General features: G+C 37.2%; 13 protein-coding genes. 5 read left to right on the forward strand and 8 right to left on the reverse strand.

The features are described 5' to 3' along the window. Window positions 1-10 precede the first annotated feature (10 nt). The 7 genes from ODR02_RS05355 to hflX form a co-directional block, all read right to left on the reverse strand. Window positions 11-1,249 (reverse strand): hypothetical protein, encoded by a 1,239-nt coding sequence (locus tag ODR02_RS05355; RefSeq protein ID WP_309511783.1) that lies wholly within the window; start codon window positions 1,247-1,249, stop codon window positions 11-13. After that, window positions 1,250-3,196 (reverse strand): hypothetical protein, encoded by a 1,947-nt coding sequence (locus ODR02_RS05360; protein ID WP_309511784.1) that lies wholly within the window; start codon window positions 3,194-3,196, stop codon window positions 1,250-1,252. It lies immediately after the preceding gene. 95 nt (window positions 3,197-3,291) lie between these two features. Beyond that, window positions 3,292-3,960 (reverse strand): hypothetical protein, encoded by a 669-nt coding sequence (locus ODR02_RS05365; RefSeq protein WP_309511785.1) that lies wholly within the window; start codon window positions 3,958-3,960, stop codon window positions 3,292-3,294. A gap of 133 nt (window positions 3,961-4,093) precedes the next feature. Continuing rightward, on the reverse strand, window positions 4,094-4,810 hold the full coding sequence (locus tag ODR02_RS05370) for a DNA alkylation repair protein (protein ID WP_309511786.1): 717 nt from the start codon (window positions 4,808-4,810) through the stop codon (window positions 4,094-4,096). Window positions 4,811-4,818: 8 nt separating this feature from the next. Continuing rightward, window positions 4,819-6,105: a cation:proton antiporter gene (locus ODR02_RS05375; RefSeq protein WP_309511787.1), complete on the reverse strand. Its 1,287-nt coding sequence runs from the start codon at window positions 6,103-6,105 to the stop codon at window positions 4,819-4,821. Window positions 6,106-6,126: 21 nt separating this feature from the next. Beyond that, window positions 6,127-6,762: a DUF4919 domain-containing protein gene (locus ODR02_RS05380; RefSeq protein ID WP_209786401.1), complete on the reverse strand. Its 636-nt coding sequence runs from the start codon at window positions 6,760-6,762 to the stop codon at window positions 6,127-6,129. Continuing rightward, window positions 6,762-7,985: a GTPase HflX gene (gene hflX, locus ODR02_RS05385; RefSeq protein ID WP_105683064.1), complete on the reverse strand. Its 1,224-nt coding sequence runs from the start codon at window positions 7,983-7,985 to the stop codon at window positions 6,762-6,764. The genes ODR02_RS05380 and hflX overlap by 1 nt, the downstream gene beginning before the upstream one ends. A gap of 193 nt (window positions 7,986-8,178) precedes the next feature. Between hflX and ODR02_RS05390 the strand changes: the two genes are divergently transcribed. From ODR02_RS05390 to ODR02_RS05405, 4 genes are all read left to right on the forward strand, one after another. Further along, complete coding sequence (locus tag ODR02_RS05390) at window positions 8,179-8,886, forward strand: LytR/AlgR family response regulator transcription factor (protein ID WP_309511788.1); 708 nt, start codon at window positions 8,179-8,181, stop codon at window positions 8,884-8,886. A 148-nt stretch (window positions 8,887-9,034) separates the two neighbouring features. Next, window positions 9,035-9,508, forward strand: a complete 474-nt coding sequence (locus tag ODR02_RS05395) for a T9SS type A sorting domain-containing protein (RefSeq protein ID WP_209786402.1) — start codon at window positions 9,035-9,037, stop codon at window positions 9,506-9,508. Between the two features lie 6 nt (window positions 9,509-9,514). Continuing rightward, entirely contained in the window at window positions 9,515-12,037 is a 2,523-nt protein-coding gene (locus ODR02_RS05400; protein WP_309511789.1) for a beta strand repeat-containing protein, read from the forward strand. Between the two features lie 6 nt (window positions 12,038-12,043). Beyond that, window positions 12,044-12,463 (forward strand): hypothetical protein, encoded by a 420-nt coding sequence (locus ODR02_RS05405; RefSeq protein ID WP_309511790.1) that lies wholly within the window; start codon window positions 12,044-12,046, stop codon window positions 12,461-12,463. A 106-nt stretch (window positions 12,464-12,569) separates the two neighbouring features. Here ODR02_RS05405 and ODR02_RS05410 read toward each other — a convergent pair whose 3' ends face one another. Beyond that, window positions 12,570-13,004: an META domain-containing protein gene (locus ODR02_RS05410; RefSeq protein WP_309511791.1), complete on the reverse strand. Its 435-nt coding sequence runs from the start codon at window positions 13,002-13,004 to the stop codon at window positions 12,570-12,572. Window positions 13,005-13,090: 86 nt separating this feature from the next. Between ODR02_RS05410 and ODR02_RS05415 the strand changes: the two genes are divergently transcribed. Beyond that, window positions 13,091-15,298, forward strand: a complete 2,208-nt coding sequence (locus ODR02_RS05415; protein ID WP_309511792.1) for a S46 family peptidase — start codon at window positions 13,091-13,093, stop codon at window positions 15,296-15,298. The last annotated feature ends 24 nt before the right edge of the window (window positions 15,299-15,322 follow it).

The following is a 15,322-nucleotide window of genomic DNA, read 5'->3' on the forward strand; positions in this document are numbered from 1 at the left end:
TTTCTATTTTTTACCACCGTAAAATTAGGGGTAATTCTCCACTTTTTGCTTTTATTTTCACCCAATAATCCTTTGATTTATTCCCATAGAATATATAATCGATATCCGAGATGATTCTTTTTTCGCTGGCACTCAGCATTTTTAAAGAAGAATACAGCAGCTTGTTGTTTCTGATGAAGATGTAATTTTCTTTCAGCTGAGGTGACAGTGAAATGGGTTTTCGGGTTGATTGTATGACAACGCCGTTATTATTTTGGCTGGCTTGATTGGGTTGAAAAGGAATTTCTGTGAATTGATTTTCACTATTGATCCATTTTTTAGCCTGAAAGAATTCCCAGGTTTTTAAGGGATCATTGCTTTTGAGATCTATGGTATAGTTAGGTTGGGTAATATTTTGAAAGGTTTTCTTTTCAACTTCATTAAAATTATCGTCATATTCATAACTGATGATCGTATCATTAACCTGTTCAAGATCAGCTGTAGCTCTAATATTAGTGATCTGCGATGAGTCAGCAATGTTTTTGTTAAAACCCTTGCTGAAATGCCTGATATTTTCTTTGTCTAATTCAAGCTCCAGAAAGTGATTACCGGTCTGAAGTTTAGAGATTATTGAATTAAAAATTTCAGAATCTGAATTGTTTTTGATTTCAATTTCATCATCCTTTAGCTCAATAGAAAAGTTTTGAATTCTTTTTCCTGAAATAAAAGAAATACTCCCTGCAGTGTTATGAATAAACTGATCTGCATCCAGGACAGTATTTGAAGACGCCTGAAGAAGCTGTTTCTGAATCGTTTCAAAAGCCGAATCTGAAGTTCCTGCAATACAATGATTGCCATTGATCATAAGAAAGACCTGATCTTTCTGAAAGCGGTTATTTCCCTGATCTGCAAACCTTTGCGCTTTTAGAAAATGAATGAATTTTTGTGAATCTTTCAATTCTACAACACTATACCACTCGGAAAACTTAGTGTTTTTGACATGGAAAATCTGTAGAAAATCCGGAATTTGGATTCCTGAATCTTTCAGAGAACCAGATCCTTTACCCTTGGTCTTGCTCCCGGACCATTGTGAGGGGTGGGCTACCCAACTGAAGAGGTACTGTCCCGTTACTTTCTTTATATCTATTAAAATTACGGCATCTGCATTCTCGGGAATATATTTGAGGGTCTTATTTTTATGAAAGACTACAAAATAGACTGCCACAGCAAACAGTAAAAGTAACGGGACAATAATCTTCTTTTTCTTCATTTATAAAATTTGTGGTTTCTCTTCTGTTTCTTTTGTTTTAAAAACCTGATCGAATACATCAAAGAAATACATTAAGCTGTTTTCCGAAGAATCTTTAATATTATAATTCATTTCAGTCTGGATACTTTCTCCTTTCACCTCCGTCTTATAGTACATTTCACCTACATTTTTTCTGATGGCATCCAGGGCTTTTCTTTCTTTTGGAGTTTTGAATTCTTTATCCAAACCGATTAAGAATTTTTTAATATCCAGCCTTCCTGATAACGGATATTTGGCTGAATCTTTTGCCCATTTTCTGGAAATATCAGACTGGCCTACAGATACATTGTTGTCTGCAGAACTCATCAGATACACCACTCCGTCTTTTACGGTAAAGAACAGCTGATCAATATATCCTCCGCTTTTCTCTTCTTTAAAAGTATAAAGATTTCCTTTTTTAGAGAATCTTTTAGACAGCTTCTTATTAGTTGTCAGCATATCAAAAATACGGTTCCAGTAGCCTTCATTTTCTGTTGCAAAAGCGAAAGTGAAGTTAGGAACAGCAATTTCTTTGGTTTTCTTTACTTCTTTTTCGTTGAAATCAGCATCATATTCGTAATCGGTATACTCTACTGTTTTGGATTTCAATTCATTCAAAACAAATATTCCGTTTCCGGGTGCAATTTTGGTAATGGCTTCTTCATCCAGAACAATTTTCATGGTTTCCATGATGAGTTCCATTTCTTTTTTGTATTCATTTTCTCCGGAGTCCTGAAAAAGACTGTACATCATGTCGAAACACTTTGCTCCATTTACATTCATTGCATAGTAACCCACACTTTTCTCATTGATCAGTTCCAGCAGTTTTTTGTTTTTCTTTCCTTTATAAATGGCAGAGATATTCTTTTGAATCTCAGGATTTTTGTGCTGATAATTATTAACCAGTCTTACTTTATCCTTATCAAAGTACAGATTGTACGAATAATTGGAGTTGTACATGTTTTTGAAGAACTGCCCATAGCTGTACAACTTGGTCATCTTACCATAGATTCCGTCATTTACGATTCTTCCATAGTCTGTATATACAAACACATCAGAATTGCCATCTCTGAACGCGAGCATTTCTTTAGGAACTTCAATTTCCAAGTTTGAACTGAAGTATTGATCAAAACGGTCTTCAGCATTCTTTTTTACAATTTTGAAGTTTTCTCTGCGGATAGAATCCTGTTCTTTCTTATAGGCATTATCTTCCTCTTCATAAGATTCATTAGGCATCTCTTCTTCATTCTCAGGGCTCTCAGCATTCTCTTTTTCCTCAGGATATTTGTGATGTTTCTGCAGATATTTGATATCTTTCTGAATTCTTGCTATTTCAAGATTGTTATCCTTAATACTTTCTTTAAGATATTTAATATCATCTTTAAGATTTTTGATTTCTTCCTTATAATTAAAAGGTTTTTCAGGCTCATCAGTATAAGCACTATCACCAGCATCTATGGCATCTACCGCAACACTGTCCACAACAGCAACGGCTGTACTGTCTGCAACAGCTTCTTCTGCCCAAAGGTCTTTATAAGGTTTGGTATAGCTTATCATGCTAAGCATAGCACGGCTTCCGTTCCAGGCAACAAAAATATCATCATTGATATCTACGTAAGAATAATTTTTTCTGTTGGAAACCTCCTGCCCTTTTTTCTTTACAGAATTAATGAATTCCTGGAACTTTTCCTTATTATCGATGATAAAATGGGTATTGTATGCTTTAATAGAATCATTAAAACTTGCGTAGTGGTATTGAACAGCATCGTATTTGATTCCTGTTTTGGAGTAATCTGTCCATGAAAGGTTTTCTTTACTCTTTTTACTCAGCTCATGCAGCAAAGGATTCAGTTTATTCCAGTTGATTTTATTATTAAGCTGTTTTCCGTTGACTTCCATATAAAATACAGCGTCGGACGGGATTTTCATACTGTTTTGGGCAAAAACCAGGGTAAAGCCAAAGAGTACGAAAAAAAAAAATTGCGTTTTTAATAAGATAGATTTCATGACTATAGTTTAGAAATTTATTGAAAAAGTATTGTGTTTTGTATTTGTTTTTTCTGAAGGATCAGATCCAGAATATCAGCTTCCAGTTTAAGAGCCTTTTTATTGGGAGAAAGTATGTAAGTGTTATTGGTTTGTGATTTTACCGTACTTTCGAACTGCATAATGGAAGTATATCGGGCATCATTAAAAACTTCCTTGTCCGCCTTATTCATCTTGTCATAATCCGCCTTGAAAGTATTTACTTTATTTCTGGTTAACGTCTTCTTTTCAAGATTCTGACTGTAGACTTGTGTGGGAACCATTTTGCCTAATATATTCTGAGCCTTCAGCTTTTCCAGACCGGCATTGATATTTTCAATTTTTTTGAAATTACAGCTCAGTTTGATGATATAATTGTCAAAATCCATGGATGTTTTCACATTACTGATTCCGGGAGTTGCCTTAAAAATTTTTGCAGCTTCATTGATTTTGTTTTCAATTTCACCCTTTTTCGGAACTTTTTTCCCGTTAATCGTTTCCATTTTGGAGATGGATGCCAGCCTTGTCTTGCTTTTGCTGGCGTTAAGGATTATGGTATATTCTCCCGTTCCGTCAGCTTTTACATTCACTTTATCAAGAATATCGAAACAGCTTGTCAGGAATAACAAAGGAAGAAAAAGAAGAAATAATTTGAGAAAATTTTTCATGATTGGTTTTAAAACCACGAAATTACTCAATTTTGACCTTAAAACCTTATTCTGTTTGATTTTTTGAACATAAATAGCTGTTTTCCGGTACTTTTTTTGGGGAAAATACGGTACTATTTCTGTATATTATTTTTTAAATATGTCCTTTCAGATAATCCTGGCGAAGATCTTCGTCCAGTTTTTCAATGGCATATCGTAAGCAGGTTCTCGGCATTTCTTTGTAATACTGATTCAAATAGCTGATGAGCTCTCCTTCATTCTTATTACCCATTTCCCTTAATAACCAGCCATTTGCTTTATGCATCAGATCATGAGAATGTTTCAGATTTCTGGTGACAAATTCCTTGGTAAGAGCAAATGATCCCTTTTTAATATAATGCATTGTTCCTACCACAGCAATTCTCTTATGCCACATTTCGTCAGACTCTGAAAGTTCTCTCAGAAGGCTTTCTTTCTGATTTTCAAAAGTATATCTTCCCAGAATTTTATAACAGGAAGAATCTACCAGATCCCAGTTATTCACATACAGAAGGTGGTTCAGATAAAAAGTAACCACTTCTTCTTTTACCGCTTTATCTTTTGTTTTTTCAAATTTTGAAATCAGTATAAAAAGAGCGGTTAGCCTATGTTCATGGTATTTTGAGGAAAGTAATACACTGAGTTCTTTTAAATTGATTTTTGAATAATATTCTTTGGCAACAGAACGCTGATCCGGAACTTTTACGCCCAGAAACAAATCTCCTTCACCATATTCTCCTTTTCCTGTTTTGAAAAATCTTGGAAAAAACTCTGCTTTTTCAGGAATAGACAAAACAGCAAGTGCTTCCTGTATTTCTTTAACAATACTCATATTACAATTTAAGCTTTCTCTTCTACAGCAATACTTTCCTGCTCTTCCTCTTCTTTGGCAATCTTATTAGGGTTGGCCACTTTGGCAATGGTAAGCCCCTGAACAATGATTGAGAATACCACAACGCAGTAGGTAATACTTAATATAATCTCGCTGTATTCACTTTTAGGAATAGACATCGCTAAGGCAATAGAAACCCCACCCCGGATTCCTCCCCAAACCAGAACTTTCACGGTCTGCGGACTGAAACTTTTTCTCAGAGAAGTAAATTTTGTAGGTCCCCAGATGGAAATAAACCTAGCAAACAATACAACCACAATAGCAGCCAGACCTGGAATCATGAAATGTCTAAGATCTTTAATCATCAAAAGTTCAAATCCTATGAACAGGAATAATACAGCATTCAGAATTTCATCAATCAATTCCCAGAATTTGATCAGATAATCCTGTGTAACAGATTTCATTTTGAAACTTCTGTTGAAATTCCCCATAAACAACCCTGCTGCCACCATGGTCAACGGCCCTGAAATATGCATTTGACGGGCAATAAGATATCCTCCCATAACAACAGAAAGTGTTACTAATACTGAAATAATATAATCATCCACTTCACGCATCAGTCTTGAAGTAACCCAACCCAGCAGAACTCCCAGCAATAGACCGCCTCCTGCTTCTTTAAGCAAAAGCAATCCGATGGTTTCCACACTCAGATCCACTTCTTTTCCGACCGCCAGCTGTAAGATCACTGTAAAGACTACCACCGCCATACCGTCATTAAAAAGAGATTCTCCGGCTACTTTTGTTTCCAGAGATTTTGACACATTAGCTTGTTTCAGTACACTCAGAACAGCTACCGGATCAGTAGGTGAAATCAGGGCACCAAAAACAAGACAGTAGATAAAAGGAAGTTTAACGCCTACATAAGGAAGCAGATAAAACATTCCAAATCCCACAACAAAAGTAGAAATTACAACACCTACTGTGGAAAATATAACAACAGGCCTGAACTGTTCTTTCAGATCATTAATATTAATATGAATTCCCCCCGCAAAGAGTAGAAAATTAAGCATAGCGCCCATCAAAACCTCCGTAAAGTCGATCCCATTCATCAGGTTGTGAAGATGTCCGAAAGTTCTCGGAAGAACGGTTTCTCCAAACATTACCAGAAAAATAGAAACCACAATGGCGATCACCATAATTCCGATGGTACTTGGAAGCTTTAAAAACCTATAGTTAAGATAGGCAAATATTGATGCTAATACGATTAATGCTGAAAATGAATAATATAATTCCACTAAGTGTTTTTTATTTTAAGATTAATTGGTTAGTTCCAAATAGAGTATTTTGATATAAATCTGCTTCCCGTCTTTTTCCCAGATATCAAACATGCCTTCTTTAGCAGGTTTTGAGCTCCTTTTATAATCCTGTCCTATATTCAGAATATTGAGCAAAATATATTCATCCCCTACAGAATTCACGATATAAGCTGTTTTCTCAGATTTTCCGTTTCCCGAACTTCTTATACCTTCAGTAAGGGCGCGGAATTGGTTCAGATGGTGTATAAAGTTATTTCCATCCTTTACAGAGTCGTAAGCCCTAAGAAGAATCAGCAGAATATCCAGGTTGGTAGGATCTTTACCATATAAAGCTTTTCCCTGTTTGATACACTCTGCAAAATTGTTTTCTTTAAAGGACTCTGCAAGACTTTTAAAACTTTCTTCTGATGTACTTACTTTATCATTCCTGAAATTTCTTCCGTAGTACAGATACTGAGATTCTATACTATCCAGAGACTTTGGATATCCTTTATATTTGAAAATAAGCTTTTCATAATTGTAGGGAGAATCTGAAGTTCTGAGACTTTTCTCAATAGCTTTTAAATCAATTTTTGATTTCTGGCTGAACCCAAAAACCGAAAACATGATGAATAAAAGGAAAAAGTGATATTTCATTAATTGTTGCTTTCTTCTTCGTCGTTATCGAAATATTCGAAAAGAAAATCGTTGTATGGAAATCTGGAAATATGAATCTTCATGACCTCATCATAAATCATTTTCTTCATTTCCGGGAAATTTTCCTTCGTTAAAGCAGAAATAAATACAGTTGGGTATTTTGATTTTGCCATCCATGTCTTTTTCCATTCTTCCAGAGAGACGTTTTTACGGGTAGAAGGCGTAAGATCATCTTCATCTTTCTTCTCATAACTGAAGCCGTCAATCTTATTGAAAACCATAATCATAGGTTTCTGATGAGCATTAATTTCCATCAGAATATGATTTACAGATTCTATGTGATCTTCAAAGCTTTCATGAGAAATATCCACCACATGGATCAAAAGATCAGCTTCACGAACCTCATCCAAAGTAGATTTAAATGATTCTACCAGCTGAGTCGGCAATTTTCTGATAAATCCTACGGTATCTGTAAGCAGAAACGGTAAATTTCCGATCACCACTTTTCTTACAGTAGTATCAAGGGTTGCAAATAATTTATTTTCGGCAAAAACTTCAGATTTCGAAATGGAATTCATTAAAGTAGATTTCCCCACGTTGGTATATCCTACCAAAGCTGCACGAACCACTTTTCCACGGTTGTTACGCTGAGTTGCCATCTGCTTGTCAATGGTCTTCAGTTTCTCTTTCAGCAAAGTAATTCTGTCACGGATAATACGACGGTCAGTTTCAATTTCCGTTTCACCGGGACCTCTCATCCCAATTCCCCCTTTCTGACGCTCAAGGTGAGTCCACATTCTTGTCAATCGTGGTAAAAGGTATTGATATTGTGCCAATTCCACCTGCGTTCTTGCATACGAAGTTTGTGCTCTTTGGGCAAAAATATCAAGGATAAGATTGGTACGGTCCAAAATCTTAACTTCCATCTCTCTTTCCAGGTTTTTAAGCTGTGAAGGAGAGAGCTCATCATCGAAAATTACAGTTCCGATCTCATTTTCTTTTACATATTCTTTTATCTCAATGGCTTTTCCGCTTCCGATAAAGGTTTTGGAATCAGGCTGAGTTAATTTTTGGGTAAAACGCTTTTGTACGGTTGCGCCCGCTGTGAAAGCTAAAAACTCCAGTTCATCTAAATACTCCGTCAGTTTTTCTTCGTCCTGATTTTGAGTAATAACACCCACCAAGACTGCTTTCTCATAGTTATGTTCTTTCTTTTCTAACATTAAGTTCTGTCTATGTTTATGATTTTTACAAGTTAATATTTTTCAGAAAAAAAACAAAATCAATTTTTATTTAATAACATATTTTAATATAAATTTAAGTTTACTGGTGAATGATATACAAAAAATCAATAACTTTATGTAATAAAATTCTGATTTTTAAACATTTAAATTAAAAACTAATCTCCGGAATATCATGATTACGCATATCAGATGTATGATTATTGATGATGATGAACTGGACAGGCTGGTTCTTCAGCATTATATCAGGCAATATCAAAACATTGAAATTGTTGGCACTTTTGATTCTGCAGAAAAGGCGATTCCCTATCTTGACCTTCCTGTTGATCTTCTGATTACTGAAACCAATTTAAAGGGAATCAGCGGTATTGAATTTCGGAAGATGGCCCATAAAATACCCGCATGTATTTTCGTAAGTTCACATCCTGAACTGGCTGCGGGGGTTTTTGAAATCAACACATTAGATTTCATTACCAAACCACTTACCGCAGAACGTTTTCATCATTCTATGGAAAGACTCTTCAATTTTTTTGAAATCAAGGAGAAATGTGAATGCTATGATGCCATGATAGGAGAAAACTGCATCAAGATAAAAGAAGGAGGTCATATTTTTCAGATTAAGATGAAAGATATTCTGTATCTGGAAGCCCTGAAAGACTATACCCGAATTATCACTCTTGAAAAAAACCACTGTATTTTAAACTCTCTGGGAAACCTCCTGCAAAAAAACTTTTTTGATTCTTTTGTCAGAATACACAGAAGCTATGCGGTTCCGCGCCATCTTATCCGAGGAAAAAGCTGTCATGAAATAGAGCTCGCTCATCACATCAAGCTACCTATCGGCCGAACCTACAAGGATAATCTTTCTTTTTTCAATCCTTAAAAAAGCCAATAATAATTCATAAAATGCCATTGGTCGATTATTTCTGCCGTTGGTCTATTTTCCTGTCATTTGATTGAGATAGGTGGTAATTTAGTCTTCCCAAATTCCCCCAGAAAAACACATCTATTAATCACCAAAACTGTTATCCATGGAAAGAATATCTATTTATTGTATTATTCTGTCTGTCTTTTCCGTCCCCATACTGCACGCTCAATCTGCAGTTCTGGCAACCGGACTGGATGCATCAGCAGCTAATGGTTTTGTTTCTTACAGCATAGGTCAGACCACCTATCTGGAAAAAGGAACAGGACAAGTTCTCGAAGGCGTTCAACAGCCTTACGAAATTATCACTCTTACTTCCCTTGAAACTTCTTCTGAACTCAATGGTATTTTGCTCTACCCTAATCCTTTCAGAGATTATTTGTATTTAGATTTTACTTCAAATAATTTCAAAGGATCAGAGTATCAGTTATTCGATGCCCAAGGTAAGCTGGTAAAAAAAGACAAGATCTCACAATCAAAATCTGAGCTTAATTTCTCCTCACTTCCTTCAGCTATGTACATCATCAGGATTACCCAAAATGGAGAGAATATTAAAACTTTTAAAATCATTAAAAAATAAAATGCCATGAAAAAAATATTATCACTGTTTTGGATCCTGACCGGTTTCTTTATGGGACTTTCTCAGGCTCCGGAAAAAATGAGTTACCAAGCTGTCATGAGAAACGGTTCCGGACAACTCCTAGTCAATCAGGGAATCGCCGTGAGAGTAAGCATATTGCAGGGATCTCCTGCGGGAGTCGCAGTCTATTCTGAAAGACTTACCGGAAACACCAATGCCAACGGACTTATCAGCCTTGAAATAGGAACAGGAACTGTACTCACCGGAACATTTGCCACCATCGACTGGCCTGCAGGAAGCTATTATTTAAAAACAGAAACTGACCCTGCAGGAGGAACAAGCTATACCATAGTAGGAACCAGCCAGCTGCTAAGTGTTCCTTATGCCATGTATGCCAAATCAGCAGGTGGCGGAGGCGGAAGTTTTGCAATTCCCTATACAAATACAGTCAATAATGCCTCTACTTTGTTTTCATTAACCAATGACGGTGATGGAACATCTTTAGAGGGTAATAATAATACAACAACCTCCAATATTGCAGCAGTAAGAGGGGTCGTTACCAATGTAGCCCCCGGAGGATTTTCTTCAGCGGTTCGTGGTATTAATAACGGAACCGGAGGACTTGGAGTAGGTGTATACGGAAGCCAGGCCGGAAGTGGATGGGGAGTATACGGTGTTACTCCAAATGGGTTAGGTGTATATGGTAATGCCAGTGCTAACGGCACCGGGGTTTATGCCAACAGTAATACAGGAACCGGTCTTACTGCTACCAGTAATAACGGAATCCCTGCAAGTATTTCAATCTTCAATAATGCGAATAATAATGTTGCTCTTAATGCATCCAGCGTAGGAAATGGTACCGTTGTAAATGTTACAACCTCAGGAAACGGAGCTGGAGTAAGAAGTTCTACCGGAGCAGGATTTGGGGTACAAGGAATAACTTCTGCACAGACATCTGCGGGTGTTGTAGGTGACAACAACGGCGGCGGTGAAGCGGTAGTGGGTAGAACAACCAGTGATATTGCCGGAGCAGTAGTAGGCCGTAATGACGGAGGTGGATATGGGGTGAGAGGTTTTGTAGCTACCAATACATCCGGAACCGGTATCGGTGTTTACGGACAGGTAGGCTTAAATAACAGTACAGGTCGTGCCGGAAGATTTGAAAATTTTAACCAAACAAATACTACAGGGAATACTTTTGAGGTAGAAACGAATGGAAATGGAAATATTCCGGACAACACCCAGGGAAATGCAGCCTCTTTTCTCGTTGACAATACCAATAGCGTTGGTGCTGCAGTAAGAGGAGAAGTAAATACTATTTTCGGAAACTTTGGTGCCGCCGCAATTTTTGGAATTTCTTCCGGAACGGGAGGACGTGCAGGTTTATTTTATGCCTCAAACCCTTCAGGAAACGGAGCTTCATTGATTGCACTGACTGATGGTAACGGAAATGCAATCACCGCCAATGCAGGCAAAGACGGAAACGGAATTGAAACCAACATTGATGGCGCTGGAAACGCTCTCTATGCATGGGTTCCTACTTTTGCTACCGGAAGAGCCGGAAGGTTTAACATCTTCAATGAGAATAATACCAGTGATGTTATAACAGTAACCACAATTGGAAACGGTATTGCAGGGAATTTCAAAGTAGACCGAACCACAGGAACTTCAGCGGCAGTGAGAGGAGAAGTAAATTCACAGTTTGCCAACTTCGGCACTGCTGGGATTTATGGAATTTCTTCCGGTACAGGAGGATATGGAGGTTTATTTCATGCCAGTAATCCTGCCGGAAACGGCCCTGCACTGATTGCTATTGCAGATGGAAATGGTAACGGTATAACAGCTAATGCATCCAACACAGGGGATGGTGTAGAAACCACAGCAGACGGCACAGGAAGTGCTATTTATGCATGGATTCCTAATTTTGGAACAGGCCGCGCCGCAAGGTTCGTTAATTATAACACCTCCAATACCAATCCTCCTCTTACAGCAGAAACCCGAAGTGCCGGTTCTATTGCTGTATTCAGATCCGGAAATCCTAGTGCTGTAAATGTGGCTCGTATTGACAATACCGGACGTGGATTCTTTAATGGAGGAACTCAAAGCAGCGGTGCTGACGTTGCTGAAGCATTTGATGTCAATGGACATATTTCTGAATATGAGCCTGGTGATATTCTTGTCATCTCAACAAAAGCAGACAGAACTGTTGAAAAATCTTCAACTCCCTATTCCACTCTTGTTGCAGGTGTATATGCCACTAAACCGGGTGTATTGCTTACAGAAGAGCATATTGACACTGACATTTCAGATAAAGCTCCAATGGGAGTCATTGGGGTAATCCCTACCAAAGTATGCCTTGAGAATGGAAAAATAAAAAGAGGTGACCTGTTGGTTACTTCATCCAAACCGGGTGTTGCAATGAAAGCCAATATCAAAATGGTAAAAATTGGACAGGTAATCGGAAAAGCGCTTCAGGATTATGACCAAAAAGAAATTGGAAAAATTCAAGTATTAGTCAACATAAAATAAACCGTCATGAAAATAGCATATATTATCCCGTTATTATTTTTAAGCACTATTATTTATGCTCAGGAAAATAAAAAAGTTGCTCCGCTAGAGGAAGACCAGGCATTGGTTGTAAAACAGGCAAAAGAACAACAGGCAAAACTCATGCAGGAAGCCAAAGAAAGAGACGAAAATAAAACGGTAAACTCAGGTATGGTCTCTGATCATGGTCTTGAAGTAAAAAAACAGGATTCCAAACCCAAAGCAGTTGCAGACAATTCAGGAAAGCTTCTACCCAATACAGCAAGTCTTGAAGACATTAAAAAAACAATCCCCAACAGACAGGCATATCACAATACTATAAATTCTAGGAACACAAAAATGACAGTTACCGGGCTGCCTAACACAGCAACCCTGGAAGAAATAAAAAAAACGATTCCAAAAAACTAATGACTCTCAAAAGCTAATAACCGCAAAAAAGCTGATAACCAAACTAGATTTTTCAAACAAAGAAGTCCGCTGCAATGCGGACTTTTTATATCGTAATAGGCCATTATTAATCCCAGTCAGCAGCTACAAATTTCATTGAATTCCCCTGATCATCGGATAACGTAAGAAAATGTCCCTCGATAGAATAATGAGTCATGGTTTCTATTTTCTTCTGAAAAGAGGTTTCAAGATTCATATCCTGACATGCTTTCATCGTACTGATTCTATTTGAAATCTTTACTTTTCCTTCTTTTTTAAATTCTGATACAAAAGACATCCGGTTACATCCCATGTAAGCACTCCCCTGAATTTTACCCTTCACCATATTGGCTGTCAGATTCATTTCTGCTTGATGAGCTATCAGCTGGTCTTTTGAAAAACCATCCAGTGAAATCAGCATCCACTGCCTTTGAAGGGAAGGATTTTTAGCCGGTACTGTGGAACAATTCAAAACAACTCCTAAAAGTAAAACGGCAAAAAGTGATAATAGTATTTTTTTCATGCGGATTATCATCCCATTTTCATACCATTCCGGGACAGAATCTCGTAAAAATTAGTAAATTAGCGACACAAAAATTATTTTATAAAATGAAAAGACTATTTCTACTATTCACTTTCTTACTGGGCTTTGCTCAGATGAGGGCGGATGAGGGGATGTGGCTGCTAATGCTCATCAAAAGACTTAACGGTGTTGATATGCAAAAAGAGGGTCTACATCTTACGCCTGAAGAAATTTATTCAGTAAACAATTCAAGTTTAAAGGATGCTATCGTAAGTTTCGGTGGATTCTGTACAGGTGAAATTGTTTCTGATAAAGGACTTATATTTACCAACCACCACTGTGGTTACGGTGCTGTTGCTGCTGCTTCTACACCAGAAAAAGATTATTTGAAGAACGGATTCTGGGCAATGAAGCAGAAAGACGAATTCAATGCAAAGGATCTTTATGTAAGATTTTTAGTGAGAATGGATGATGCTACGCAGAGAATCAATTCTAAGCTAAACAACAATATGACCGGAGCAGAGAGAAAAGCTGTTATTGATGCTGAAACTAAAGCAATCCAGACAGAAAACTCTGAAAACGGGAAATATACTGTCGTAGTAAGAGATTTCTTCAACGGAAACGAATTCTACTATTTCGTATATCAGGATTATAAAGATATCAGATTAGTAGGTGCTCCACCTTCATCATTAGGAAAATTCGGAGGAGATACAGATAACTGGGAATGGCCAAGACACACTGCAGACTTTACTGTTTTCAGAGTGTATGCTGATGCTGCAGGAAACCCTGCTGAATATTCTCCAAGCAATACTCCTTTAAAACCTAAGCACTTCCTTCCGGTTTCTCTTAAAGGAATTAAGCCTGGTGATTTCTCAATGATCTTAGGATACCCTGGAAGAACAAACCGTTACCTGACTTCTTACGGAATTCAGCAAATGGTAACTAAAGATTACCCGGCTTGGGTTGAAGCTTCTAAACTTGCTATGGATGTAATGAAAAAGTACATGGACAAGGATAAAGCAACCCAGCTTAACTATGCTTCTCAATATGCTTCAGTAGCTAACTACTGGAAAAACAGACAGGGAACTATTGATGCAGTAGAGAAAAACGGAACAATTTCAGACAAACAAAAGATCGAAGAAACTTACAATAAGTGGGCTGCAATGCCAGGAAACGATCAATACAATGGCGTTTTAGAAGATATTGGTACTTATTACAAGCAAGTATCTGATAGAAATGTTGAAAGAAACTATGCTTCTCAGTTTTCAAGAAATGCAAAATATATTACCCTTGCATTACAAGTAGGTTCTGCACTTAAAGCTTATGCTGCGCAGGATATGCAGGGAAGATTAGCAATGAAAGCTAAAACTGAAGCTGCCATCAAAGCTGCTTATGAAAACTTCAATCCATCTTTGGAAGGAGAAATGCTTGCGGCTATGACCAGCCTTTATCAGGCGAGAGTTAAAAACCCTGATGTTGCTTCTGCTACTATTTTAGGGTTAGATGCTAAAACAGTTTCTAATTTAGCTTACTCTTCAATCTTTGCTAACAAGACTTCTGCTACAAACTTCTTATTGAACCCAGATGCTTTGAAACTTGATGCTGACCCTCTTTGGAAAGCCGCTAACGGAATCATTGCTGATCAAAAGATAAGCACAGAAAGATTTGTTAAAATTGATGATAATTTTGCAAAAAATAACCGTCTTTTCTTAGCAGGTCTAATGAAGGCTATGCCTGAGAAAAAATTCTATCCGGATGCTAACTCTACCATGAGATTAACTTACGGTACAGTAGATAAATTACCTATCAGAAATGACAGAAACTATTTTGGTATTACTGATAACTACTATACAGATATGACAGGTCTTGTTGGAAAATACAAGAAAGGTGATGAAGAATTCGATCTTCCTCAAAGAGTGATTGATCTTTACAACCTTAAAGATTTCGGACAATATGCTGATGCTGCAGGATATATGCCTGTAAACTTCCTTTCTAACAACGATATTACAGGAGGTAACTCTGGTTCTCCGGTAATTGATGGAGACGGAAACCTTATCGGTATTGCTTTCGACGGTAACAGTGAAGCATTAAGCGGTGATATTGTATTCGAACAGGAATGGCAGAAAACAATTAACGTAGACGTTCGTTTTGTTCTTTGGACAATCGATAAGTTTGCAGGTGCTAGAAGATTAGTTGATGAATTAAAGCTTGTAAGAGGTGAAAATACTCCAGCTGATACAAAAACTAAAAACTCAGGTACTACTGCAACACCTAAGAAAATCAAGAAAAAATAATATTTTTTGATATATTTTTTGAAA

The sequence above is a fragment of the Chryseobacterium sp. CFS2 genome (assembly GCF_036543225.1).
In the GTDB taxonomy this organism is placed as follows: domain Bacteria; phylum Bacteroidota; class Bacteroidia; order Flavobacteriales; family Weeksellaceae; genus Chryseobacterium; species Chryseobacterium culicis_A.